This window comes from Arthrobacter sp. ISL-65 (assembly GCF_018613795.1).
GTDB lineage: Bacteria > Actinomycetota > Actinomycetes > Actinomycetales > Micrococcaceae > Arthrobacter.
In genome coordinates this window covers 127,942-151,523 of record NZ_JAGGPN010000034.1, presented here as the reverse complement: position 1 = coordinate 151,523, position 23,582 = coordinate 127,942, and the positions used below count along the sequence as shown (strand labels likewise).

19 protein-coding genes are annotated in these 23,582 nt (G+C 66.9%); 6 read left to right on the top strand and 13 right to left on the bottom strand.

What is annotated here, in order from left to right; genetic code table 11:
- Positions 1-32: 32 nt before the first annotated feature.
- Positions 33-1,220, top strand: coding sequence for a MarP family serine protease (locus tag J7I85_RS14760; RefSeq protein ID WP_214852897.1), 1,188 nt, complete (start codon positions 33-35; stop codon positions 1,218-1,220).
- A 56-nt stretch (positions 1,221-1,276) separates the two neighbouring features.
- Here J7I85_RS14760 and J7I85_RS14755 read toward each other — a convergent pair whose 3' ends face one another.
- From J7I85_RS14755 to J7I85_RS14730, 6 genes are all read right to left on the bottom strand, one after another.
- Complete coding sequence (locus J7I85_RS14755) at positions 1,277-2,365, bottom strand: DUF2332 domain-containing protein (RefSeq protein ID WP_214852895.1); 1,089 nt, start codon at positions 2,363-2,365, stop codon at positions 1,277-1,279.
- Between the two features lie 2 nt (positions 2,366-2,367).
- Entirely contained in the window at positions 2,368-2,844 is a 477-nt protein-coding gene (aroQ, locus tag J7I85_RS14750; RefSeq protein ID WP_214852892.1) for a type II 3-dehydroquinate dehydratase, read from the bottom strand.
- Between the two features lie 187 nt (positions 2,845-3,031).
- Complete coding sequence (locus J7I85_RS14745; RefSeq protein WP_214852888.1) at positions 3,032-5,239, bottom strand: alpha-galactosidase; 2,208 nt, start codon at positions 5,237-5,239, stop codon at positions 3,032-3,034.
- A gap of 132 nt (positions 5,240-5,371) precedes the next feature.
- Positions 5,372-6,712 carry a sugar ABC transporter substrate-binding protein gene (locus tag J7I85_RS14740; protein ID WP_214852886.1) on the bottom strand — a complete coding sequence of 447 codons (1,341 nt, stop codon included), beginning with the start codon at positions 6,710-6,712 and terminating at the stop codon, positions 5,372-5,374.
- A 47-nt stretch (positions 6,713-6,759) separates the two neighbouring features.
- Positions 6,760-7,701 carry a carbohydrate ABC transporter permease gene (locus J7I85_RS14735; RefSeq protein WP_214852884.1) on the bottom strand — a complete coding sequence of 314 codons (942 nt, stop codon included), beginning with the start codon at positions 7,699-7,701 and terminating at the stop codon, positions 6,760-6,762.
- Positions 7,702-7,711: 10 nt separating this feature from the next.
- Positions 7,712-8,662, bottom strand: coding sequence for a carbohydrate ABC transporter permease (locus tag J7I85_RS14730; RefSeq protein WP_214852992.1), 951 nt, complete (start codon positions 8,660-8,662; stop codon positions 7,712-7,714).
- Positions 8,663-8,876: 214 nt separating this feature from the next.
- Here J7I85_RS14730 and J7I85_RS14725 point away from each other — a divergent pair, with 214 nt between their 5' ends.
- Both J7I85_RS14725 and J7I85_RS14720 read left to right on the top strand, forming a co-directional pair.
- On the top strand, positions 8,877-10,079 hold the full coding sequence (locus J7I85_RS14725; protein WP_214852882.1) for a Gfo/Idh/MocA family protein: 1,203 nt from the start codon (positions 8,877-8,879) through the stop codon (positions 10,077-10,079).
- Between the two features lie 26 nt (positions 10,080-10,105).
- Entirely contained in the window at positions 10,106-11,125 is a 1,020-nt protein-coding gene (locus tag J7I85_RS14720; RefSeq protein ID WP_374102474.1) for a LacI family DNA-binding transcriptional regulator, read from the top strand.
- Between the two features lie 13 nt (positions 11,126-11,138).
- Here J7I85_RS14720 and J7I85_RS14715 read toward each other — a convergent pair whose 3' ends face one another.
- The 5 genes from J7I85_RS14715 to acs form a co-directional block, all read right to left on the bottom strand.
- Positions 11,139-11,921 (bottom strand): DeoR/GlpR family DNA-binding transcription regulator, encoded by a 783-nt coding sequence (locus J7I85_RS14715; RefSeq protein WP_214852876.1) that lies wholly within the window; start codon positions 11,919-11,921, stop codon positions 11,139-11,141.
- A gap of 43 nt (positions 11,922-11,964) precedes the next feature.
- A complete protein-coding gene (locus J7I85_RS14710; RefSeq protein WP_214852874.1) occupies positions 11,965-12,876 on the bottom strand; it encodes a carbohydrate ABC transporter permease in 912 nt (303 codons plus the stop codon).
- Positions 12,873-13,844, bottom strand: a complete 972-nt coding sequence (locus tag J7I85_RS14705) for a carbohydrate ABC transporter permease (RefSeq protein WP_214852871.1) — start codon at positions 13,842-13,844, stop codon at positions 12,873-12,875. The genes J7I85_RS14710 and J7I85_RS14705 overlap by 4 nt, the downstream gene beginning before the upstream one ends.
- 16 nt (positions 13,845-13,860) lie before the next feature.
- On the bottom strand, positions 13,861-15,171 hold the full coding sequence (locus J7I85_RS14700; protein ID WP_214852868.1) for an ABC transporter substrate-binding protein: 1,311 nt from the start codon (positions 15,169-15,171) through the stop codon (positions 13,861-13,863).
- A gap of 176 nt (positions 15,172-15,347) precedes the next feature.
- Positions 15,348-17,345, bottom strand: coding sequence for an acetate--CoA ligase (gene acs / locus J7I85_RS14695; protein WP_214852989.1), 1,998 nt, complete (start codon positions 17,343-17,345; stop codon positions 15,348-15,350).
- Between the two features lie 403 nt (positions 17,346-17,748).
- Here acs and J7I85_RS14690 point away from each other — a divergent pair, with 403 nt between their 5' ends.
- The 3 genes from J7I85_RS14690 to J7I85_RS14680 all read left to right on the top strand — a co-directional run bounded on the left by J7I85_RS14690 (position 17,749) and on the right by J7I85_RS14680 (position 20,957).
- Positions 17,749-19,332: a hypothetical protein gene (locus J7I85_RS14690; protein WP_214852865.1), complete on the top strand. Its 1,584-nt coding sequence runs from the start codon at positions 17,749-17,751 to the stop codon at positions 19,330-19,332.
- A 183-nt stretch (positions 19,333-19,515) separates the two neighbouring features.
- Positions 19,516-20,283 (top strand): endonuclease III, encoded by a 768-nt coding sequence (gene nth, locus J7I85_RS14685; protein ID WP_214852985.1) that lies wholly within the window; start codon positions 19,516-19,518, stop codon positions 20,281-20,283.
- Positions 20,280-20,957 carry a CoA pyrophosphatase gene (locus J7I85_RS14680; protein ID WP_214852863.1) on the top strand — a complete coding sequence of 226 codons (678 nt, stop codon included), beginning with the start codon at positions 20,280-20,282 and terminating at the stop codon, positions 20,955-20,957. Before nth ends, J7I85_RS14680 begins: the two co-directional genes overlap by 4 nt.
- A gap of 60 nt (positions 20,958-21,017) precedes the next feature.
- Here the strand turns inward: J7I85_RS14680 and J7I85_RS14675 are convergent, their stop codons facing one another.
- Positions 21,018-21,209 carry a DUF1508 domain-containing protein gene (locus J7I85_RS14675; protein ID WP_214852860.1) on the bottom strand — a complete coding sequence of 64 codons (192 nt, stop codon included), beginning with the start codon at positions 21,207-21,209 and terminating at the stop codon, positions 21,018-21,020.
- Positions 21,210-21,552: 343 nt separating this feature from the next.
- Entirely contained in the window at positions 21,553-23,394 is a 1,842-nt protein-coding gene (locus tag J7I85_RS14670) for a bifunctional 3'-5' exonuclease/DNA polymerase (RefSeq protein ID WP_214852857.1), read from the bottom strand.
- Positions 23,395-23,582 lie beyond the last annotated feature (188 nt).

Below are 23,582 nucleotides of genomic sequence, written 5' to 3'. Positions count from 1 at the left end.
AATCGGGGCTTAGCTGCTTGTGAGGAGACCCGGTGTTTGGCCTGACCGTTCTGGACCTTGCGTTGATTCTCACGCTTTTGTCCTATCTGATCTACGGCCTGCGCAACGGCTTCCTGGTGACCGTCGGCGGCCTGGCCGGCTTCGCGGCGGGCGCCGTGGCCGCGTTCCTCTCCGTTCCGCTGGTCAGTGACTTCGTTGAGGACAGTGGGTGGCGCCTGACCGCGATCATTGGCACCGCCGTCCTTCTGGTGGTCCTAGGCAATGCGCTCGGAACCATGATCGGGCGCAGTATCCGCAGCACCGTCCGCATGCGGCCGCTCCGGGCTGTGGACAGACTCATTGGCGGGGCCTTGAATCTGGTCGTGTCCGCGCTGGTCATGTCCATGCTGGCTTTCAGTATCAGCGCACTTGGTGTGCCCTTCGTTTCGCAGCAGCTGGCCGAGTCCAAGGTGATCCGTTTCATAGATGGACTGACGCCCAACCCGGTCAAATCCGCCATGGCGCAGCTGCGCTCGGCGGTCATGGGCGACGGCATCCCCACGCTCATTGAGGGCATCGGCCAGGACCAGCAGCAGGTTCCGGTTCCGAACGCCAACACGGACACACCAGCCTTGAACAGGGCCGCCGGTTCGGTCCTGAAGATCGCGGGGACCGCATTCCAGTGCGGGCAGAACCAGACCGGAACAGGCTTCGTGGTGTCATCCGGGCGCGTGGTGACCAACGCGCACGTCGTTGCGGGGGTATCGCAGCCCGTGGTGGAGGTCCCCGGCGGCGGTGCCATGCCCGGCAGCGTGGTGTACTTCGACAGCAAGCGCGACCTCGCAGTCCTCGCCGTGGACGGACTGCCCACCGCGGCGCTGCCGCTGAGCTCGGACCTGCCCGCGGGAACCGCCGCCGCGTTTGCGGGCTACCCGCACGGCGGCCCCTACCAGTCCAAGCCGGCCACTGTGCAGGGCATTTCCACAGTGCTGGTGCCGGACATCTATGGCAACAACCCTGTTCCGGACGAGGTGTACAAGCTTGCCGGTGACGTCCAGCCCGGCAACTCCGGCGGGCCGCTGCTCACCACCAACGGAGAGGTGGCAGGCGTCATCTTCGCGAAGACAACATCCAACGCAGCCCTGGGCTTCGCGATTCCGATGATCGACCTCCGGCCCGTGGCCGCAGAGGCGCCGAGCCTGTCCAGCCCCGTGTCGTCGGGACAGTGCATCCAGCAGTAGCGGCATCCAGCAGTAGCGGCAACCGGCAATGGGCATCCAGCGAAAGGATCAGCCGATTACAGCCAGTCCAGGCTCTGGCCGTGCGGGCCGGTGATGGCCACCGGCTGGCCGTTGTGCAGCAGCAGGAAGTTGCCGCGGAGCCGGCCGGAATCCATCTCCGGGACAACCGCCGAGCCGTCCTTTTGGATGATCACGGTCTCGCCCTCGTTGGACAGCCAGTGGCAACCCCGGTCCCGCGCCAGGCTCTGCATGATGGCCCGGAACCTTGCGCGCCCGTCAGCGCTGACATAACCCATGACGGCACTGTGGAACACCACTAGCGCGGCCTCGGGAGGGGCCTGGCCCGCCAGCGACAGCAACTGTTCGTTGAGGTCACCGGCTACAAGTAGAGGTGGATCTTGGCGCGCAACGGCAATGGCCCGGCGCAGACGCTCACGGCGGAATTCCTGCTCCGGCCAGATCAGCGCCTCAAGCCAGGCGACGTCGTCGGGATTCCGTACGTCCAAGGGATTGAGGTCGATCCCGGCCCGCCACACCACAGAAGGCAAGCTGTCCGGCAGGGGAACCGGGCCTGCTGTCCGGCACCGCAGGACGGGAGGCTCTGCCTGATGGCCGGAACGGGCTGGCGGTAGACCGGACCCGGCCGACGGTCCGCCGGACCCGGCCTGCAGTTCGCCGAACGCGCCGGGATCCAGCCGCGTGACTGTCGCGCCGTCGTCGAACTCGTAGCTGTAGCGGTCCGGGAACAGGGCGAGGCCGGCGGAGGCGCCCACCTCGATCAGCGCGAGCGGCCGGCCCTCGGCGGCCGCGATGGCCGCGAGCGACGGAAGCAGGGTGGCGCAGCGGCCCACCTCGTTTGTCTGGGTGGCGCGGGACATGACGGTGCGCGAGACCTCGGCCCAGTGCTCGTCCAGGAACGTACGGAACTCCGGGTACGGGGAGATCTTGGCGCCGAGGAAACGGGACGCGGCCAGCATCAGCAGGGGCTGGCGCTTGTTGTACGGCCAGCGGTCGATCCGGGCGATCAGCCCGGGATCGTCGGCGATGTGCAGCGACCAGTCGGCGTAGCAGGGCGAGGAACCGGGGGCATCAACCGTGCCGAAGTGCCGGTACCACTCTGCGGTGCCGAGGGCCGCCGCCGGCATGGTCAGGCCCTGCCGGCATTCAGGTCGGCGAGGTACTCCACGGCGAACCGGTAGCCCATGATCCCGGCACCGGCGATCACGGCCTTGCTGATGTCCGAGAGGTAGGAGTGGTGGCGGAACGCCTCGCGGGCATGAACGTTGGTGATGTGGACCTCCACCGCGGGCACCTGCACCGCCGAGATGGCGTCCCGGATCGCGACCGAGGTGTGGGTGTAGGCCCCTGCGTTCAGCACGATGCCGATTGCCTTGCCCCGGGCGGCGTGGATGGCGTCCACCAGCGCGCCTTCATGGTTGGACTGGAAGCACTCGACGTCGAGCCCGTGGGCGGCGGCGGCGTCCTTGGCGAGCTGCTCGACGTCGGCCAGCGTGGCCGTGCCGTACTTCTCGGGTTCGCGGGTGCCGAGGAGGTTCAGGTTGGGGCCGTTGAGGACGAGGATGGTGCCGCGGCCGGCTTCGGTGGCGGAGGGGGCTTCAGTCATGCCTGCAAATCTATCGCGTCGGGATGCCGGGCTTCGAGGGCGAGGCTTTCGTTACGGAAAACGCGGCGTCCCGCACCGCCGGCTGTAGGGCCGGCGGTGCGGGAGGCGATGGTGCGGGATGGAGAACGACGGCGGGCGGCAGCACCCGCGGGCCGCGCAGCTCAGAGCCGCCCGGGTCAGAGGGCGCTCAGAGGGCCGTGACCTTCACCACCAGCGCGTGCTCCGGGTTGAGGCTGGGCATCGGGACTCCCACCTCGGCCAGGAAGCGGCCGCTGGCCTCCGCGCCGGAAGCCAGCCATGCCGGCGGCTGGACCTGGGTGAAGGTGTGGCCGTAATCGGCGTCCCCCGGGGCCGGGAAAATGGCCTCCACCCGGTAGCGGCAATCCGCCTCGAGCCCGGGTAGGGCGACCCGTCCCAGCTGCTCGGCGAACGAGGTGCGCGTGCTCACCAGGGCGAACAGTGCCGCCGTCGTGCCGGCAGCAACGGAACCGGAAACGGAACCGGAACCAGCAGCGGAACCGGCCACCACACCGTGGAGCATGAGCGACTCGTCAGGGACGTCGGCCCGGACCATCCGGCCGCTGTGGATCAGCCCGCGGTGCTCCTTGTACAGCTCGATGAAGCGCTTGAGCTCCTCGCGCTGCTCGCCCTGCACCTCGCGCACGTCCCATTCCATCCCGAAGTGGCCGAACAGCGCCGTGATGGCACGGAAGGACAGGTCGTGGGTGCGGGCGGTGGTGTGGGACGTGGTGGGGCCGACGTGCCCGCCCACCAGTTCGGGCGGAACCACGACGCCGGTCCAACGCTGGATGGTCTGCCGCTCCAGGGCGTCGTTGCAGTCTGAACCCCAGATGCGGTCCGTGCGGTCGAGGATGCCGAGGTCCACGCGCGCCCCGCCCGAGGAGCAGCTTTCAATCTCGACGCCGGGATGGGACTTCCGGAGCTCATCGAACAGGCGGTAGGCGGCGAGGGTCTGCTCGTGGACGGAGGAGCGCCCGGCGTGCCCGTGTTCGGTGAGGTCCCGGTTCTGGTCCCACTTCAGGTAGCTGACGTTGTTTTCGCGCAGCAGGGCGTCGATCCGGTCAAAGATGTACTGCCACGCCTCCGGGTTCACCAGGTCGATGATGTGCTGGTTCCGCCAGGCCAGTGGCAGGCGTCCGCCGTCCTTGTGCGAGGCGGTGGCGGGTCCCACGATCCAGTCCGGGTGCGCCCGTGCCACGTCCGAGTTGAGGTTGATCATCTCGGGCTCCACCCACAGGCCGAACTCCATGCCCCTGGACGTGACTGCCTCGATGAGCGGCGTCAGCCCGTCCGGCCAGAGTGTCTCGTCCACGAACCAGTCGCCCAGGCCGGCGGTGTCGTCGCGGCGGCCGCGGAACCAGCCGTCGTCGAGGACGAAGCGCTCCACACCGAGGTCTGCGGCCGAGTCCGCGAGTTCGATCAGGGTGTCCAGATTGTGGTCGAAGTAGACTGCCTCCCACGTGTTGAGCACCACGGGGCGCGGCTTTCCGCCGCCCGCGGCCGGGAGTACGTGGTGCGGGCGCGATCGGAACCAGCTGTAGAACGCCTCGCTGATGCCGTCCAGGCCGCGGTCGGAGTAGGCAGCGAAGAGCTTGGGGGTGGCGTAGCTTCCGCCGGGCTGGAGGATGACCTCGGCCGCGCCCAGCAGTTCGGAGCCGCCGATCATGGTGCGCCCGTCGGCGAGGGTGTCCGCGAACTGTTCGTGGTTGCCGCTCCAGGCCAGGTGCGTGGCCCAGACCCGGCCGTGGCGGTTGCCGAAGCCGGCGGTGCCGGCCGCGAACAGCAGCGAGGAGTCGTGCCCGGTGCGGCCGTGCCGGCCGGTGCGCACCCAGGTGCCCTGCTGGATGGGGCGGCGCTGCGGGTGCCGTTCCCGGCACCAGCGCCCGGTGAGGTCGAGAAGTTCGACGGCGTCCGGAGCCACCGGGAGGACGGCGGCCAGTTCATCGAGCTGGAAAGGCGTGGTTCCGCTGTTCGTGACGGTGTGCTGCAGTTCCAGCAGGCCGCCGTCATGCAGGGTGAGCGTGGATTCAACGGTGATGCCGGCGTCGGCATCCTGCTGGACGACGGCGGCGGAGCGGCCGTTGACTGTAGCGCCCACGGCGCGCAGGCGAACGGAGAAGTCGAGTCCGGAGACGCCGTCGGCAATCCGGTGCCCGCGCAGGCCCGGCCGCCCGCGCCAGCTTGAGGACGCCTGGGGGAGCAGTCCCGCCGGGACGGTGGCGTCGACGGCGGAGTTGGGGATGGCCTCCGTGAGCATGGACAGGTCAGGGAGTTCGCTGCCAAGGTCGGCACCCCAGTGGACGACCTCGGCCTCCCCGCTGTCGAAGCTGATCACCAGGCTGGTGCCGGCGGAACGGAGGTGCAGGGGATCCATAGGTAAGTCTCTTTCGTGATGAGCTAGGTGTAAGGGGTGCCGCGGGGCCGGGCGCGCTGCGTGCGCTGTTCCGGCCCCGCAGGTGTGGTGCTGTGTGGATGCCTGGACTTTGATTTTCGCCCAGTTGCGGCCCTACTTGAAGAGGGCGTTGACCTGGTTGTTGGCCTCGGTCAGCGAACTGGCGGGCTGCTTGCCGGATACGACGGCGTCCATGGCAGGTTCCATGATGCCCTTGACCTTGGCGGTGTTGTCAGTGATGGGGTACAGGAAGGTGGTTTTGTTCTTCACGTGTTCGGTAAAGGCTGTGACGTCAACGCCCTTGGCCTTGAACGCTGCAGCAGCCTTGTCAGAGGAGGCCTTGAGTGCCGGGAAGACTACAGCCTTGGACGCAACGACGTCCTGGCACGGTGCCGAGGCGAGGTACTCCACCCACTTGATGGATGCATCCTTCTTCTTGGTTCCGGCCCAGATCGAGTCGGCCAGGCCGTTGAACATCGATGCGCGCTTGCCCTCCGGGCCCGTCGGGGTCGGGGCGATGCCCACCTCGATGCCCTTGTAGCCCGTGTACTGGCCGACCATCCATGAGCCGTGGGCGTTGATGGCCGACTTGCCGGCAGCGAAGGTGTCGGCCATGGCCGCTCCTACCGTGGACTCGAGCTTGGGCATGTAGCCCTTCTTGACCAGTCCGGCGAACCAGTCGATGGAGGACTGGAACTTGGGGTCGTCGTAGTTGTAGTGCGTGCCCCACGGATTCTTGTCGGTATGGGACCAGCCGGTGGTGCTGGCGAAGTAGCTCCACTCCGTTTGGCCTGAGGAGTCGCCGCCGCCGTTGAGTCCGAGGCCGTAGACGGCCACGTTGTTCTTGTCGAAGCCGGCCTCGTCCCCGCGCTTGCCGCTCTTGTCCACGGTCAGGTGGGCGATGACTTTCTCGTACGTTCCGCCGTCCTGCGGGTTCCAGGTCAGGTTCTTCATCTGGTCCTCGGAGATGCCGGCTTTTGCGAGCATCGACTTGTTGTAGAAGAGCCCGATGGTGTCCCAGTCCTTCGGCAGGCCGTAGCGCTTACCGTCCTGGCCCACCCACAGGTCCGCCAGGCCCTCGTTGTAGGCGGCCAGGTCCACATTGTCCTTCTTGACTGCGTCGTCAATGGGCAGCAGCTGCTTGTTTTCGGCGAGTTCGCCGTAGCGCCCGAGGTGGTTGGTGAAGACGTCGGGGGCCGTGCCGCCGACAAACCCGTTGGTGAGAGTGCTCCAGTAGTCGTCCCACCCGCGCTGGGTGATCTTGACCTTGATGTCGGGGTTGGCCTTGGTGAAGTCGTCGGCGCACTGCTGGTACGCGGGAAGCTGGTTGGCGTCCCAGAGCCAGTAGCTGATCTCGCCCTTGGCCGATTCCGCAGAGGATCCTGAGCCGCCGCAGGCGGAGAGGGAGAGGGCCATGGCTGCGGCGACGGCGACGGTGCCGAGGGATTTCTTCATTGTTTTCTTTCCGTTCGGGATGGGGGTGAAGAGGAGGAGGCGGGTGCTTACTTGATTCCGGAGAATCCGATGGAGTTGACGATCTTCTTGCCGAAGACGGCGAAGAGGACCAGGACAGGCAGCGCCGAGACCAGGGTGGCGGCCATGAGGCCGGACCAGTCCGGTGCCCCCTGCGGGGACTGCGACTTGAAGACGCCGAGCCCCACTTGAAGGACGCGTACCTCGTCCTGGGACCCGACCAGCAGGGGCCAGAAGTATTCGTTCCACTGGCCGATGAAGGTCAGCAGCGCCAGCGTGGCGATGGGGGCTGCGGCGTTGGGCAGGACGATCTGGAAGAAGATGCGGAGGTGCTTGGCGCCGTCGAGCATGGCTGCCTCCTCAACTTCACGGGACATGTTCAGGAAGAACTGCCGGAGGAAGAAGATGGCGAATGGAGTCATGAAGACATACGGCAGGACCATCCCGAGCATCGTGTTGAGCAGGTCCAGGTTCTTGATCAGGAGGAAGTTGGGCAGGGCCGTGAAGATCGGCGGGACCAGCATGGTGCCCAAGAACAGGCTGAATACAGCGTTCCGGCCCTTCCAGCGCAGCCGGGCAAAGGCGTAGGCAGCCATTGCGCTGAAGAACACGGCCCCGGCGGTGGTGATGGAGGAGAAGATGATCGAGTTGCGCAGGTACAGCCAGAAGTCGATGGCGGCACCGGAACCGCCCTCCGCGACGGCGTCGGCGGGGCTCTGCAGCCCGAACACCCGCATGAAGGCGCCAACGGTGAAGTCTGCCGGAAGCAGACTGGCCGATTGCGTGGCCAGCGCTCCATTGGTGGATAGCGCGGTGCGGAATACCCAGAGGAACGGGAGCACGGAGACGGCGATGGCGAGGGCCAGCAGGGTCCAGGCGCCGGCGCGGCGGGCGTTGAAAGGACGACGGCGGGTGGTTGCCGGGCGGCGTGCGGCGGCCGGCTGCGGTGCGCGGCTGGTGGTGGTGGTCATGCGGGACTCCTTAGTCCAGGTCCGACTCGTTGCCCTTGAGGAACTTCATTTGAATGAAGGCAACGAGGGCGAGGATGAGGAAGAGGATGACGGCGATGGCGGACCCGTAGCCGAAGTCCGACTCGGTGAAGGCGCGCTGGTAGATGTAGTACTGGATGACGCGGGTGGCGTTGACCGGTCCGCCCTGCGTGGTCACTGCCACGGTGTCGAAAACCTGGAAGGAACCGATTACGGTGACGACGAGCACCAGGACCAGGACCGGGCGAAGCAGCGGCATGGTGATCTTGCGGAACGTCTGGAACGGTGACGCGCCGTCCAGTTTGGCCACCTCGTAAAGGTGCTGCGGGATGGACTGGAGGCCGGCGAAAATCAGCAGGGCCGTGTAGCCCATGTGCCGCCACGTGTTGATCAGGGCCTGGGTGGGAATTGCCCACTCCTCGCTGCCGAAGAACGCGACGCGGGGAAGGCCTGCCCATTCGATGAACTGGTTCACGATGCCGATCTGGTAGTCAAGCATCCAGAACCAGAGCAGGGCCGCGATGACGTTCGACATCAGGTAGGGCAGGAGCAGGGCACCCCGCACCAGGGTGGATTTGGCCACCCTGTCCATTAGGAGGGCCAGGCCGAGGGCCAGCGCCGTCTGAAGCACGATGTTCATGAGGACGTACTGCCCTGTGACGGCCAGGGAATTCCAGAACAGCGGATCCTTGGCAATCGCCGCGTAGTTGTCCAGGCCCACCCACTCTGGGTCGCCGAGGATGTTGTACTCAGTGAAGCTCAGGTAGATCCCCCGGATGGTGGGCACCACGTAGAAGAGGACGAAGCCGATCATTGCCGGGGCGATGAAGAAGAGGGCGATCTTGAGGTCGCCGTACCGCCGGAGGCCGCCTCGGCGGATCCTGCCGGGCCGCGCCGGACGCTGATCACTCCTGGCTGCCGGGTTTTTAGTAAGGGTGGTCATCATCGACCCTTCCTGGGTGTGTGATGGAACTAACAATCGCAAACAATCTACACGAGTAGATCGGGGACCGCAAGGGATATTTCGGCGCCGTCGCCGGTGGAACTTTCTCCAACGTTGCAATCATTGACTCGAGTAGATTCAGCTGTAAGACTGTGGCGCAGACATGTGTGCGCACCGCAAAGCGGTGCCGCCTAGGCCTAGAAAGGCAGGAACAATGGCGTTTTCGATCGGAGTAGTTGGCGTGGGGCAGTTCGGTGGCCAGTTCGCCCATCTCTTCAATCTGCACCCCGGGGTCAGCGAGGTCTTCGTCGTGGACGAGCGGGCGGACCGTGCTGCCGACGCGGTTGGACAATATGACCTGGCCGGTTCCATCGGCACCTTCGATGAGCTGCTCGCGTCCCACGTCGACGCCGTCGCCATCTTCACGCAGCGGTGGACCCACGGACCGCTGGTGGAGCGGGCGCTCCGGGCCGGAAAGCATGTCTACTCGGCCGTGCCCATGGCCGTCACCGAGGACGAGATCGCGAAGATCATCGACGCCGTCCGGGACACCCGCAACGTCTACATGATGGGTGAAACGAGTTACTACAACCCGGCCACTGTCTACGCGCGCCAGCAGCATGCGGCCGGCCGGTTCGGGAGGGTGTTTTACTCCGAAGGCGACTACGTGCACGACATGGACCTGGGCTTCTACGACGCTTACCAGTACAGCGGCGGGGAGCGCTGGAAGGAGACTGCCAGCTACCCGCCCATGCTGTACCCGACCCACGCGATCGGAGGCGTCCTCGGTGCCCTGCCGGCGCACGCCGTGAGCGTCAGCTGCGTTGGCGTGAAGGACGACCGCCAGGACGGGGTGTTCGACAAGGACATCAGCATGTTCGGGAACGACTTCTCCAACGCCACGGCCCTCTTCGAACTGAACGACGGCGGCGCCATGCGGACCAATGAAATGCGCCGGGTGGGATACCCCTCGCACATCCGTGAGTCCCGTTTCCGGTTCTTCGGCACCGAGGCCAGCTTTGAGCAGCTGGCCAAGGTGACGGTGTGGCAGGACAAGGCCAACGTTCACGACATCTCAGAGCAGGTGGAGTCCCGGCCCAGCGTTGCCCTGGACGATCCGTCGCTCGCCAATGTGGCCCCCGAACTGCGGGACGCCTTCGTGTCCGGGCTGGCCCCGGTGCATGACAGCGACAGGCTGCCGGAGGAGTTCCGGGGCGCCCCCAACGGCCACGAAGGAAGCCACCAGTTCCTGGTGGATGACTTTGTCACGGCCGTGAATACGGGGTCGCTGCCGCCGGTCAACGCATGGACGGCCGCGCGGTTCACCCTGCCCGGCATCGTGGCCCATGAATCCGCCGTGAGGAACGGCGAACGCCTTCCCATCCGCGACTTCGGTGATGCTCCGGCCTCCCTCTAGGGCGGGCTGTAGCTAGCATGGACACTATGACCATTCCGGCAGCGCCCGCCCCGCGGACCCAGGTGACCCGCAAGGACGTTGCCCGCTACGCCGGGGTGAGCACCGCCGTCGTCAGCTACGTGGTGAACGGCGGGCCGAAGAAGGTGGCCCCTGCCACCGAGGCGAAGGTCCAGGAAGCCATCCGGCAGCTGGGCTACCGCCCCAACGCGGCTGCGCGGGCCCTGAAGCTGGGGTCCAGCGAAACGATCGGTTTGGTCATTCCGGACAACAGCAACCCGTTCTTCTCCATGCTGGCCCACGCCGTGGAGGACGCGGCGGCCGCCCTCGGCTACGCCCTGGTGCTGACCAACTCGGACGGCAACCTGGCCAAGGAGCGCCGGAACATCCGGAACCTCGCGGCCCGGCAGGTGGACGGCGTGGTGCTGGCCAGCGTGTTGTTCGAGCCTGACCTGTCCGATCTGGAGACTGCGGAAATCCCGTCCGTGCTCCTGAGCCACAGCGGGAGTTCGGCTGGCGTCACCACGGTGGGCGTGGACCTGGCCAAGGGTGCGCGCACCGCCGTCGAGCATTTGATTGGGCATGGCCACACCAACATCGGCCTGGCCATGGGCACCACCACCGGCGACGAAGCGGACGCCCGCGAAGCCGGGTGGGTGCAGGCGCTCAGGGACGCCGGATTGCCGGAGGGCCCCATTGCCCGCAGCGCCTTCACCCGGGTTGGCGGCTACGCCGCCGGGCAGCGGCTCCTGGCGTCCGGACACCGGCCCACCGCCATCTTCGCCAGCTCTGACATGCAGGCCATCGGCATCCTCCGCGCGCTCCACGAGGCCGGCCTGTCCGTCCCGGGGGACATCGCACTGGCCTCGTTCGACGGTTCAGAGGACGCCGAATACTCCTGGCCAACGCTGACCACCGTGGAGCAGCCCGTGCGGGACATGGCCGAGGCAGCCGTCCGGGCGCTCGTCGGGGCGGACCGGGGCGCGCCAGCCCAGCACCGCGTCTTTCCGACGAAGCTCCTCGTTCGACAGTCCTGCGGCTGCCCGTAAAGCCGGTACGGGCCTAAACGAGCCGGAGCCGGCCCACCCGGTCCCGGAGGATCCGCTGGGCGTCGGGGGACAGTCCGGAATCGCTGATCACCTCGTCGGCTTCCTCAAGTTTGGCGATGGTGCTGATTCCCTGGGTGCCCCACTTGGTGTGGTCCGCCAGGACCACCACCTTGCGGGAGGCTGCGATGAACGCTCGGTTTGTTTCGGCCTCCAGGAGGTTCGGCGTGGTGTAGCCGGCCTCAGCGTCCATGCCGTGTACGCCGAGAAACAGCAGGTCCAGGTGGAGCTGCCGGAGCGCCGCCGTCGCGATGGGACCCACCAGGGCGTCCGACGGCGTGCGCTCGCCGCCGATGAGGATCACCGTGGAGGCATGGCGCCCGGACCCCGACGCGGCGGCATGGTGGAAGAGGTCGGCGATCTTCACGGAGTTGGTCACCGCGGTGATCCGGGGGCCGTTGGCAAGTTCCTTGGCCAACGCCCAGGTGGTGGTGCCCGCACTCAGGGCCACCGCCATGCCCTCATGGACCAGTGCGGCGGCTTCCAGGGCGATGGCGCGTTTCTGCGCGGTCAGCTGGGTGGACTTCAGCTCGAACCCGGGCTCGTGCGTGCTGGCATCCCCGGGCAGCTTGGCACCCCCGTGGATCCGTTCCACCTGGCCGCTTTCCTCCAGCATCTCGATGTCGCGGCGCACCGTCATCAGGGACACGCCCAGCTGCTGGGCCAGATCCGACACGCGGACCACCCGCTCGCGCCGGACGGCGTCCACTATGGATTGGTGGCGGGCCGCGGGAAGCATCGGGATCCTTTCAGTGGATGAAAGCTGGTACTGCCATCATCGCCTAGCCCTTGCTGGAACCAAGAGTCAGGCCCGCAACAAACTGCCGCTGCAGGAGCAGGTAAACAATCAGGGTGGGGATTACCGTTATGACGGCGCCGGCCGCCAGCAGGTTGTAGTTGTTCAGGAACTCGCCCTGGAGGTTGTTGATCGCGGTGGTGACGGGCAGCCGGTCGCCGCTCTGGATGAACAACAGGGGCCAGAAGAAGTCGTTGTAGATGAAGATGACTTCCAGCGTTGCAAGGGCCGCGAAGGCTGGCCGGCACAGCGGCATGATGATTTCCCGGTACTGGCGCCAGATGCCGGCGCCGTCCACGAGGGCGGCCTCGGTCAGGTCCGCGGAGAGCGCCTTCATGTAGTTGGACAGCACGAACGTGCAGAACCCCATCTGGAACGCCATGTTCACGGCAATGACGATGATGTAAGTGTTCAGCATGTTGCCCGAATCGCTGAAGGAGTAGGGCACCTGGAAATGCTTGGCCATCTCGAACAGCGGCGCCGCCAGCACCTGGGGCGGCAGCAGGTTCCCCGCCGTGAACATGATGAGCAGCGTGACGTTGAACTTCCAGCTCACCCGGCTGACGGCAAACGCCATCATGGAAGCGAAAAAGAGCACCAGCAGTACCGCCGGAACGCAGATGATCACCGAGTTCCAGAGGTATTTGGCGAAGCCGCCCTGGGACCAGGCCTGGATGAAGTTGTCCAAGTTGAAGTCCCCGGCCAGGCTGAAGTAGCCGTGCTCGTTGGTGGAGGCGATCGGCCGCAGTGCAGTGAACACCGCCCAGATCAGGGGGATCAGCCACATGACCGCCATGGCCGTCAGGAAGATATGCGTGCCGTAATGCCGCTTCGGCTTGCTGCCGGAGCGGGTTGCTGGCCGGGTCATGGCCGTGCTGGGGGAGACTGCGGTGCTCATGCCCTGTTCTCCTTGCCGAAGGTGCGGCTGAGGTAGAACACGATGGGCACGAGCGAGATGACCAGCAGGACCACCGCAAGGGCGGAGCCGACGCCGATCACCTGGCCTTCGCCCACGAGGTTCTGGATCACCAGGGCGCTGAGGAGCTCCAGGCCGTTGGTGCCGCGGTTGATGACGTACACGACGTCGAACGCCCGCAATGACTCGATGATGGTGATGACGACGATGACGATGTTGATGGGCCGCATGGCAGGGAAGACCACGCGGAAAAAGGTCTGCGCCGCGGTGGCCCCATCGATGGCCGCGGCCTCCTTCAGGGTGGGGTCCACGCCCTTCAGGCCCGCCAGGTACAGCAGCATGACGTAGCCGGCGTGCCGCCACGTGGCGGCGATCATGGCTGCCCAGATGTTCACCGAGGAGTCCCCGAACCAGTCAACGGCCTGAGGCGTCCCCGAGGTTCCGAGCAGGAAGTTCAGCAGGCCGTTGTCACGCTGGTAGAACAGCTGCCAGATAATGCCGATCAGTGCCAGCGACAGCATCACCGGCCCGAAGAAGATGCTCTGGTAGATCCTGCTGCCGCGGATCTGCTGGTCCAGCAGCACCGCCAGCAGCAGGCCCAGCGGGGTGGCCACCAGGGCCAGGAAGGCCAGCCACAGCAGGTTGTGCTGGATTGCCGGCCAGAACGGCGGGTAATCCTGGGAAATGTACTGGTAGTTGTCCGCGCCCGCCGGCCTGATGTCGCTCAAAGCGAGGCCGTTCCAGCGCGTGAAGCTCAGCCCGACGGACATCACCGTGGGCAGCCAGATAAACACCAGCTGGATCAGGGTGGGAATGCCCACCATCAGGGACAGGACCGCCTTGTCGCGTTTGGAGAGCCGGCGGACCTTTCCGCTGCGGACCCCCTTCGCCGGCGCCCCTGAGGGCGCCCGGGACTCCGGCGGGACCAGGTCTCTTGCTGTTGTGCTCATGGGAGTCCCCGGACTGCTACTGGGCCGCGTACAGTGATTTGGCCTGCGCCTCAAGGTTCTTGACGTCCATCTTGCCGTCCTTGAGGAAGGTCTGCAGGGCCGGGATCATGACGTTGTTGGCCATGGCGGGCAGGGCATCACGGTCAAAGAACTGGCTGATGGACTTCGCCTGCGCGATAGTGTCGGCCAATTTCTTGCTGAGCGCCGTGAACTTCGAGGTGTCCGCGCCCTTGGCCGTGGCGAGGTAGGCAGTGTCTACAGCCGCGTAGGTGTCTTGGCCCTCCGGGGTGCCGATGAACTCCATGAACTGGTGCGCGGCCGCGTTCCCGCCGCCTTTGGTGGACAGCAGCAGCCCGTCGATGGGTGCCTCCACCGCATCCCGCCCCTCGGTGGCGATCTCCGGGAACGCGAAGAAATCGATGTCCTTCAGCACCGCGGGATCGGTGAACTGCTGTGTGACGAAGGAGCCGAGCAGGTACATGCCTGTCTTCTTGGCCGCAAGCGCCCTTGCGGCGTCCTGCCAGGTCTGGCCGAGTGCCGCAGGATCCTGGAAAGGCAACAGGGCGGACCAGGTGTCGAAGACGTCGGTCACCTTCTCTTGGTCCCAGGACTCTTTGTGGGCGCACAGGTCCACGTGGAACTGGTAACCGTTGAGGCGCATGTTGATGTAGTCGAACGTGCCCATGGCGGGCCAGCCGTCCTTGTCCGCGAAACCGATCGGGATGATGCCGTCGGCCTTCATCTTGGCCGCCAGGGTCTTGAGGGCATCCAAGGTATCCGGCACCTCGTAACCCATGTCCGCCCACACGCTCTTTCGATAGAAGAAACCCCACGGATAGTTGTAGTTGGGGACAAAGTACATCTTCCCGTCCGGGCCGGTGGACGCCTTCTTCAGGGCGTCGGAGAAGTTGCCCCCGATCTTGCCCCAGACGTCATCAACCGGCGCCAGGAGCCCCTTGCCGGCATAGAACTGCATCCTGTAGCCGGCGAACCAGGTAAACGCGTCGTCCGGTGAGCCCTGCAGGTAGGAGTTGATCTTGTTCTGGAAGTCGTTGTGCGGCACCACGTTGGTGCGGACCGTCTTGCCCGTCTTCTGCGTGAACGCATCGGTGACTGCCTGGTACGCCTTCTTGGGAACTTCGTCGGAGGAGCCGGAACCGAACGACAGGCCCGAGGATTCCGAGCCCCCGGCCGAGGGACCGCTGCCTCCGGTGCACGCCGCCAACAGCGGCACGCCAGCCAAGCCGGCGGCACCGACGCCGATTGTCTTGAGGAATGTCCGCCGGGCTGGCCCGGCGCTGGTGGACGCTTCCGGATGTGTTGCCATGATCTCTCCCGGGGAATGGAGCCTTGTGACATCTGTCACATATTACTGACTATAACCTCGCAAAAAGGAACAGGAAAGATCGAAAAACAACACGCGGCTTTCCGGCGGTGTGGCACCCTAGGACGGCAAAACACAGGGCCCGCCCGGTGTTCCGGACGGGCCCTGGTTTGGTTGCACTACTTCTTCAGCGAGGCCGCAATCTGCTGCATGACGGTGTTGTCCGCGAGCGTGGTGGCGTCTCCGACGTCGCGGCCTTCGGCGACGTCCTTGAGGAGGCGGCGCATGATCTTGCCCGAGCGGGTCTTTGGCAGTTCGGGCACCACGAGGATGGTCTTGGGTTTGGCGATCGGGCCGATCTCCTTGCCCACGTGGTTCCGGAGGTCCTGGACGATCTCGTCGCCGGAGTCCACGGCATCGCCGCGGAGGATGACGAACGCGACGACGGCCTGGCCGGTGGTTTCGTCGGTGGCACCGACGACGGCGGCCTCCGCCACCGCCGGGTGGCTCACCAGGGCGGACTCGATTTCCGTCGTGGAGAGCCGGTGCCCGGAAACGTTCATGACGTCGTCCACGCGGCCCAGGAGCCAGACGTCGCCGTCCTCGTCCTTCTTGGCGCCGTCGCCGGCGAAGTACATGGTTTCGAAGCGCGACCAGTAGGTGTCCTTGAACCGTTCCGGGTCGCCCCAGATGCCGCGCAGCATGGCCGGCCACGGTTCGCGGATCACCAGGAAACCGCCGTGCCCGTCGGGCACCGAGGCGCCGTTCTCGTCCACGACGTCCACGGCGATGCCCGGCAGCGGCACCTGCGCGGAGCCCGGCTTGGTGGCGGTCACGCCGGGCAGCGGGGCGATCATCTGGGCGCCGGTTTCGGTCTGCCACCAGGTGTCCACGATGGGTGCCTTGTTGCCCCCGATGACGTCGCGGTACCACATCCAGGCCTCCGGGTTGATGGGTTCGCCCACGGAGCCCAGGACGCGGATGGAGGAGAGGTCATACTTGTCCGGGATGTCCCGGCCCCACTTCATGAACGTCCGGATCGCCGTCGGAGCCGTGTAGAGGATGGAGACTTTGTACTTTTCCACGATCTCCCACCAGCGGCCCTGGTGCGGGGAGTCCGGGGTGCCTTCGTACATGACCTGGGTGGCGCCGTTGATGAGCGGCGCGTAGGCGACGTACGAGTGGCCGGTGACCCATCCGACGTCGGCCGTGCACCAGTACACGTCCGTTTCGGGGTGCAGGTCGAAGACCGTCTTGTGGGTGTAGGCGGTCTGGGTGAGGTAGCCGCCGGTGGTGTGCAGGATGCCTTTGGGCTTGCCGGTGGTGCCGGAGGTGTAGAGGATGAACAGCGGGTGTTCAGAGTCGTGCCCGACGGCGGTGTGCTCGGCCGATGCTGCCCCGACGGTGTCCTCCCACCAGTGGTCCCGGCCCTCGTGCCAGTCGACGTCCTGGCCGTTGCGTTTGACCACCACGACGTTCCGGACGGTGTGGCCCTCCTGCTCGAGGGCGGCGTCGACTGCGGTTTTCAGGGCGCTGGGCTTGCCGCGCCGGTAGGTGCCGTCCGCGGTGACCACGAGCTTTGCTTCGGCGTCCTCGATCCGGGACCGGAGCGCGTCGGCGGAGAAGCCGCCGAACACCACGGAGTGCACGGCGCCGATCCGGGCGCAGGCCAGCAGCGTGATCACGGCTTCGGGGATCATGGGCAGGTAGACGGCCACCCGGTCGCCCTTGGCCACGCCGAGGGACTCGAAGGCGTTCGCGGCCTTCTTCACTTCCTCGGTGAGCTCCGCGTAGGTGTAGGAGCGGGTGTCGCCCGGTTCGCCCTCGAAGTAGATGGCTACCCGGTCCCCAAGGCCGTTCTCCACGTGCCGGTCCAGGGCGTTGTAGGCCGCGTTCACTTCGCCGCCCACGAACCATTTGGCGAACGGCGGGTTGGACCAGTCGAGGGCCTCGGTGAAGTCCTTGTTCCAGGTCAGCAGTTCACGGGCCTGTTTGGCCCAGAATGCGGGCCGGTCGGCTGCTGCCTCTGCGTAGACTTCGGCGCCCACCACGGCGTTGGCGGCGAACTCCTCGGAAGGGGCAAACTTGCGGTTCTCATGCAGCAGGTTTTCAAGAGCATCGCCCTGCTGGCTGGAAGTGGCAGCGGTGGCCGTCGAGCCGGGGGTGTCCTGGGACATGGTGAACCTCATCATTCATCGATCTTTCCTGCGCGGCGCGCCGGTCCCGGCCATCGCCCCGCCGCTGCACGACGTCGGGCAACGGCCCGTCACGGATAAACCGCAAAGAGCTGTTCCGAGACCAGACTAGCGCGTCAGGCATCTGCGCGTGGGCCGCGTCACATTAGGAGCCGTGAGCGGTGCCCATTTAGCGGTGAATGGTTCTATGGGAAACCTGTGCCGCTTCTGTGAGCGCGCCGCACCGCGGCCAGTCAGCTAGTGAAGCACCCTCCACTTGGCTAGGCTGAGATGGACTCGTGACAGGGGCCGGAGGCAGCCAGACCGCTTGTGGTCAGGCTCCGGCCGTAGGGCGGAACCACGCAGCGGACACCCGTCCGGGCGCCGCCACGCTAAGGAGAACAGAATGAATCAGCAAAGCCAGCCCCAGCAGGGCTCGGCCCAGCCGGGCCAAGGCCAGGCACCGCTTGGGGCGGGACCGTCCGGGCGGCCGGAAGCCCACAATGCGGCGCCGAGCTTCATGAAGCAGCAGGGCGTGCGGAATGAGGCCGTTGCCGGACCTTTCACCGTCCGGGACCTGACCGTCTTCGCGGCCACCCTTGTCCTCTTTATCGCATCGCTGATTCCGATGTTCGCTGTGCGCTACAACCTGTGGAACCTCGGAAGCCTGTTCTTCCTGGGGCTCGGCGTGGTGCTGCCGCTCATTGTTGCGGCTTTGTTTGTGGCCCGCCGGCTCGCCCCCGACACGAAGGTCCGCATCGGATCCCTTTCGGTGGACCAGTTCGGCTCTGTGGTGGCCTCGTTTGCGGTGGCCTTCTTCTTCCTGTCCGTTGCCGGCGCCTACACTCCCAGCCTGCTCGTGGGCCTGATCGGCTCCCTCGTGCTGCTGGCCGCCACAGTGCTGGCCCGGTTCATCCCGTTCTTCGCCGGCGACTTCCTGGACCGCCCCGACGTCCCGGCCCACATCATGGCGCGTGACTCGGCCGTTCCCGTGCGCAAGCCTAAAGCGCCCAAGGAACCGAAGGCTGCCCAGGCCACGCCCGGTGCTGCTTCCACCAAGGGCGCTGCTTCGGCGGGTGCGGTGTCAGGTAGCGCTGTGGCCGGCAGCGCTGTGGCCTCAGGCGCGGCGCCTAAGGGTCCTGAGTCTCGCGGTCACGTATCCCATGGTGCGACGGCGGTCGGCCAGCCGGGGCACGGCGCAGCCCAGACCGGAACCGCCGGTGCCGGAATTAATGGTGCCGGAATTACTGGTGCCGCAGCTGCCGGCGCCGGCACCGCCGGCGTTGCTGCTGGTGGTGGTACCGCTGGTGCCGGAACTGCCGGCGCAGCGCCGGCCACCGGGATGTGGCCGGCCGCTAACGTGGCGAGCAGCGCCGCAGCGTCGCCGGAAACGGGACAGGCCGCCGTCGTGCCCTCCGCGCAGACCGGTGACGCCGCCGCGCAGGCGGGCACAGTGCCGTCCGCCAAAGCCGACGCGGCCCCCGCGCAGCGGGCCGCCGCGGAGGCCGAGCAGAGCCAGCTGGACGGAGCCACGGCCGCACCGGCGGCTGCCGCAGGAGCGCCGGTAGCGGAAGCGGCGGCCACGGAGGCGCCCGCAGCGGAAGTCCCCGTCACAGTGGGCAAGTCCGACGCTGCCGAGCGTGCAGCTGCGGAAGAGGCTGCGCGGGCTGCCTCGGCCACGCCCGCCACCGCCGTCCATCCGAGGGTGGACGTGCAGCAGCAGGTGCGGTCGCAGGAACCGATCGGTGCCACCGTCGACCCGGCCAGCCGGCCGGAGGAGTCCGAACATGAGCAGGTCCACGAGGCCTTCTGGTTCGCCGTGGCCCAGCACCGCACTGCCGTTGATGAGCGCACCGGCGCACCGCTGTTCGGCATCGAGCCCGGGGGCTGGGTCCTGGCACTGGAGGACCGCGGGGACGAATTCCTGGTCCAGCACACGGACGGCCGGGTGGGCGTCCTGCGCGACCTCAGCAATATCGAGCGCGGCTAGCCGGCAGCCGTGGCCGATTCCGCTTCGCGCCGGCGCGGCACGCCGGGCATCCCGGTGGTACCTGCTTCCGGGGAGGTTCCCGCGGACGTGCCCGCCGGGGCTCCCGCTGGCGTTCCCGCGGATGCCCTCCCCGCCGAAAGCGGGCCCGCGGCCAGCCCGCCGGCCCGCTCCGGCGAGTCGCCCCTGGCCCTGAAGCGCCGGGCGCGCAGGATCAACCGGGCCCTCGCCGAGCAGTACCCGTACGCCCACGCCGAGCTCGACTTCCGGAACCCCTTCGAGCTCCTCGTGGCCACGGTGCTCTCCGCCCAGACCACGGACGTGACGGTCAACCTGATCACTCCGCTTCTCTTCTCCCGCTACCCGGACGCCCGCGCCATGGCGGAAGCCGACACTGCGGAGCTTGAAGCCATCATCAAGCCGACGGGGTTTTTCCGCGCCAAGACGCGGAACCTCCTCGCACTGGCCAACCGGGTGGTGGACGAGTACGACGGCGTGGTGCCAGGCCGGCTGGAAGATCTGGTGACGTTGCCCGGCGTCGGACGGAAAACCGCGAACGTGGTGCTGGGCAATGCGTTCGGCATTCCGGGGATTACGGTGGACACCCACTTCGGGCGACTGGCGCGGCGCTTCGGCTGGACGGAGTCTGATGACCCGGTCCGGATCGAGTCCGACGTGGCGGAACTGTTTGAGCCCAGGGACTGGACCATGCTGTCCCACCGGGTGGTCTTTCATGGCCGGCGGGTGTGCCATGCACGCAAGCCGGCCTGCGGGGCCTGCGCCGTGGCCAACTGGTGCCCCAGCTTTGGCTCGGGCGAGACGAACCCCGTCAAGGCCGCGAAGCTGCTGAAGTACGAACTGGCGCCCGGGAGCGAGGAGCTTCTGGCGAGGCTGCTGGCCGAGACTCACCGCGCCGCCGAGATCCGGATGGAATCGCAGCGGAGGACTTCATGACAGCGCGCCAGGACCTGGTGGACCTCGTCGACTCTATCCGGGCGGGAACAGGTCCTGCCCGGAATCCATACTGGCGCAAGTTGACCGTCGACGAGTCCGTTGCCCGCAAGGCGGCCGTCCTGATCCTTTTCGGCGCCCTGGACGATGTGCCTGCAGCCTCCGGCAAGCCGCTCGTTGCCGCCGACTTGGACGTCCTGCTCCTGGAACGCGCCCACACCCTCGATGACCATCCCGGGCAGGTCGCCTTTCCCGGCGGCGGCATCCATGTGGGTGAGACTCCCGTGGAGGCCGCGCTTCGGGAAGCGGAGGAGGAGACCGGCGTGGACCCCTCAGGCGTCGAAGTGCTGGGTGCCCTGCCGGAGCTGGCCCTTCCGCGCGGAAACTTCCTGGTGACCCCCGTCCTGGCCTGGTGGGCCGCGCCGTCGCCGGTCCGAGTGGTGGACTACGGCGAGTCGGCGCAGGTCTTCCGGGTGCCGGTCCGGGACCTGCTGGACCCCGAAAACCGCACCATGGCGGCCGTGACCCGCCTGAACCAGACGTTCCAGAGCCCGGCGTTCAACGTGAACAGCCTGGTGGTCTGGGGTTTCACGGGCATGATCCTGAACGAACTGTTCGACCAGCTGGGCTGGGCCGTCCCCTGGGACAGGACCAGGCTGCACCCGCTGGACCTGTAGGCGCTACTGCTGGCTTTGGCCGTTCCGCGGGCGGTGTTTCCGCTGGCTATCCCGCCACTGTCAGTGCTGCGATTTCCGCAGGTCCACCACCAGACCGGTGGCAGCGTTTTCGCGTAATGCGTTGATGCCGGCCACTACTCCCGAAACGCTCTTGAACCGCGGCGACTCTGCCACGACGTTTCCGTCCCCATCGATGAGACGGAATTTATAAGACTGATCGCTGTCTTGGTGAACTTCAAACTTGCCCGCCATTGGCGTGGAAACCCCCTGCTGATGCTTCGTCGCACTGCCGGGCCAACTTATTGCCACTGCCCGGCCACCATAGAGCTTAGTGGCCCACGCCACACGATGCGAACTACCCGCCGGTACATTACTCAGTACAACCGCTTATTCCGTCTGGGGCTGATGTGACTTTTGTTTCCCGTGGGAGGAGGCTATTGTCCGGCTCCGGGGGCCAGCCTGTCGCGTCGGCAGGTGCGCCAGACGGATGCCGTCGTGGGGCACTTGGGACGTGCCGTCGTCGTGATTACGACGGCGGCCGGCGCGTCGCGTGTCAAAGTGCCCCGTTTCGGTTCGGCCGGTTCTACAGGCCGCGTTACTTTGCGTTGTCGTAGGAATCGACGACTGCGACGCTCACAGGGAATTCGACCGGAATGGGGCCAAAGAGCAGCTCCTTCGCAGCGTTGGCGGCTTCCTCGATGGCACGGATGCAGGCGTCCACAGCAGAGTCGGGGGCGTGGACCATCACCTCGTCGTGCAGGAAAAATACGAGTTCACCGGTTACCGAACGGTCGGCACGCATGGTGCGCAGCCGCCGTCGTAATTCGGCCAGCCAGCAGGCGGCCCAGTCCGCGGCTGAACCCTGGACCACAAAGTTGCGCGTGAATCGACCCCGGGAACGGGCGATTGAGTCCGCGCGGCGCTGTTCCTCCGCCGAGGTGGAGCGCTGGCTGAGGAGCCACTGTTCCGACGGCGGCGGGCTGCTGCGTCCCAAGCGCGAGGTGACGGTCCTGCCGGCTTCGCCGTCGCGGGCGGCGCGCTCGACGTAGCCCACCGCGCGCGGGTAGGTCCTGGCCAGCTGCGGCATCAGGCGGCCTGCTTCGCCGGAGGTGGCGCCGTACATGGCGCCCAGCAGGGCCATTTTTGCCTTGCTCCGGTCGCCGCCGAACCCCTTGGCGGCGATCCCCGCGTAGAGGTCCTGGTCCCGTGCGGCCTCAGCCATGCTCGAATCCTGCGCGAGCGCGGCGAGAACGCGGGGTTCCAGCTGGGACGCGTCGGCCACGATGAGCTTGTGCCCCGGGTCCGCGTGCACCGCGCCGCGGACCTGGCGGGGGATCTGCAGTGCCCCGCCACCGCGGGACGCCCAGCGGCCCGACACCACTCCGCCCACCACGTATTCGGGCCGGAACCGACCGTGCCGCACCCAGGCGTCCAGCCACGCCCAGCCGTTGGCGGTGTGCAGCCGTGACAGTTTCTTGTAGGCCAGCAGGGGCGCGATGGCCGGATGGCTGGATCCCTTCAGCTCCCATTGCCGCGTGGACTTCACCTCGATGCCGTTGCGGTGCAGGGCGCGCATCAGCTCCTGCGGCGAATCCGGATTCAGTGACGGCGCGTTCAGCAGGCCCCGGAGTTCGGTGTTCAGGGCCTCGAGTTTGGCGGGGCGGTGGCCATGCGGCGGCCGGGGGCCCAGGTGCTCGGCCAGGATGTGCTCGTGCAGTTCCTCCCGCCAAGGCACGCCGGCATGCTGCATCTCGGCCGCGACTAGGGCGCTGGCCGATTCTGCGGCGAGGAGGAGCTGGAGCCGCTGCCGCCGCGTGCCGTCACCTGCGGCGGTTGCTCTCGCGGCGGTTGCGCCCGCGGCGGCCGCGAGGGCCTCCTGCTGAGCAGCGTATTCGGCGCGCAGTTCGGCCAGGGTCTGCCTCGGTTCGGTTGCCGCGCCCGGGTCGTCGAAGAGGGCGCCCTGGTCCGCAGGCGGAGGGGGCGGCTGGAGCAGCCGGGGCGGCTGCAGCTCGTCGTCCTGGGTGAGTTTCTCGGCGTTTTTGGCGTACGGGGTGTGGGCCGTGAACTCGGAATGGGCCAGGATAGCGCCGCACAGGGAGAGGTCGTAGCAGCGTTCCACGTCCACGCCCGCCGCCAGCAGAGACGGGTACCAGTCCTGGGTGCGATGCCAGATCCAGCGTGGGCGCCGCTTCTCGAGTTCACGGACGACGCCGGCAAGTCCGGTTTCGCTGCCGGGTGCGGTCTGGGGTGCGGTCGGGGGCGCCGTCTGGGGCGCCGCGGGTGGCGGGGCTGGCGGGGCTGGCGGGGCTTCCTGGTGGGCTCGCTGCGGGGTCAGGCGAACGATCCGTGGTTCGGGATTGGCGGGGTGGGGGAGGCCCTCCGCCGTGAGTTCCTGTATGGCTGCGCCGTCGGGGTGGGCGGCGAGCAACAGATACATAGGTCCAATTCTGCCCTGCCGCCGCGCTGTTTGGCGTCGTGGCCAGCGTCTGGTGGGCCAGCAGATTGTCCGCAAGGTCCCGCCGCTCCTGTCCTCTGCCGCATGTCCGCTGCCTCTTCTCCTCCACGGGAGCTGGGCTTTCCCGGCTCGAGGTGGCGGCAGGTTTTTCCACATACACTCATTCGTCT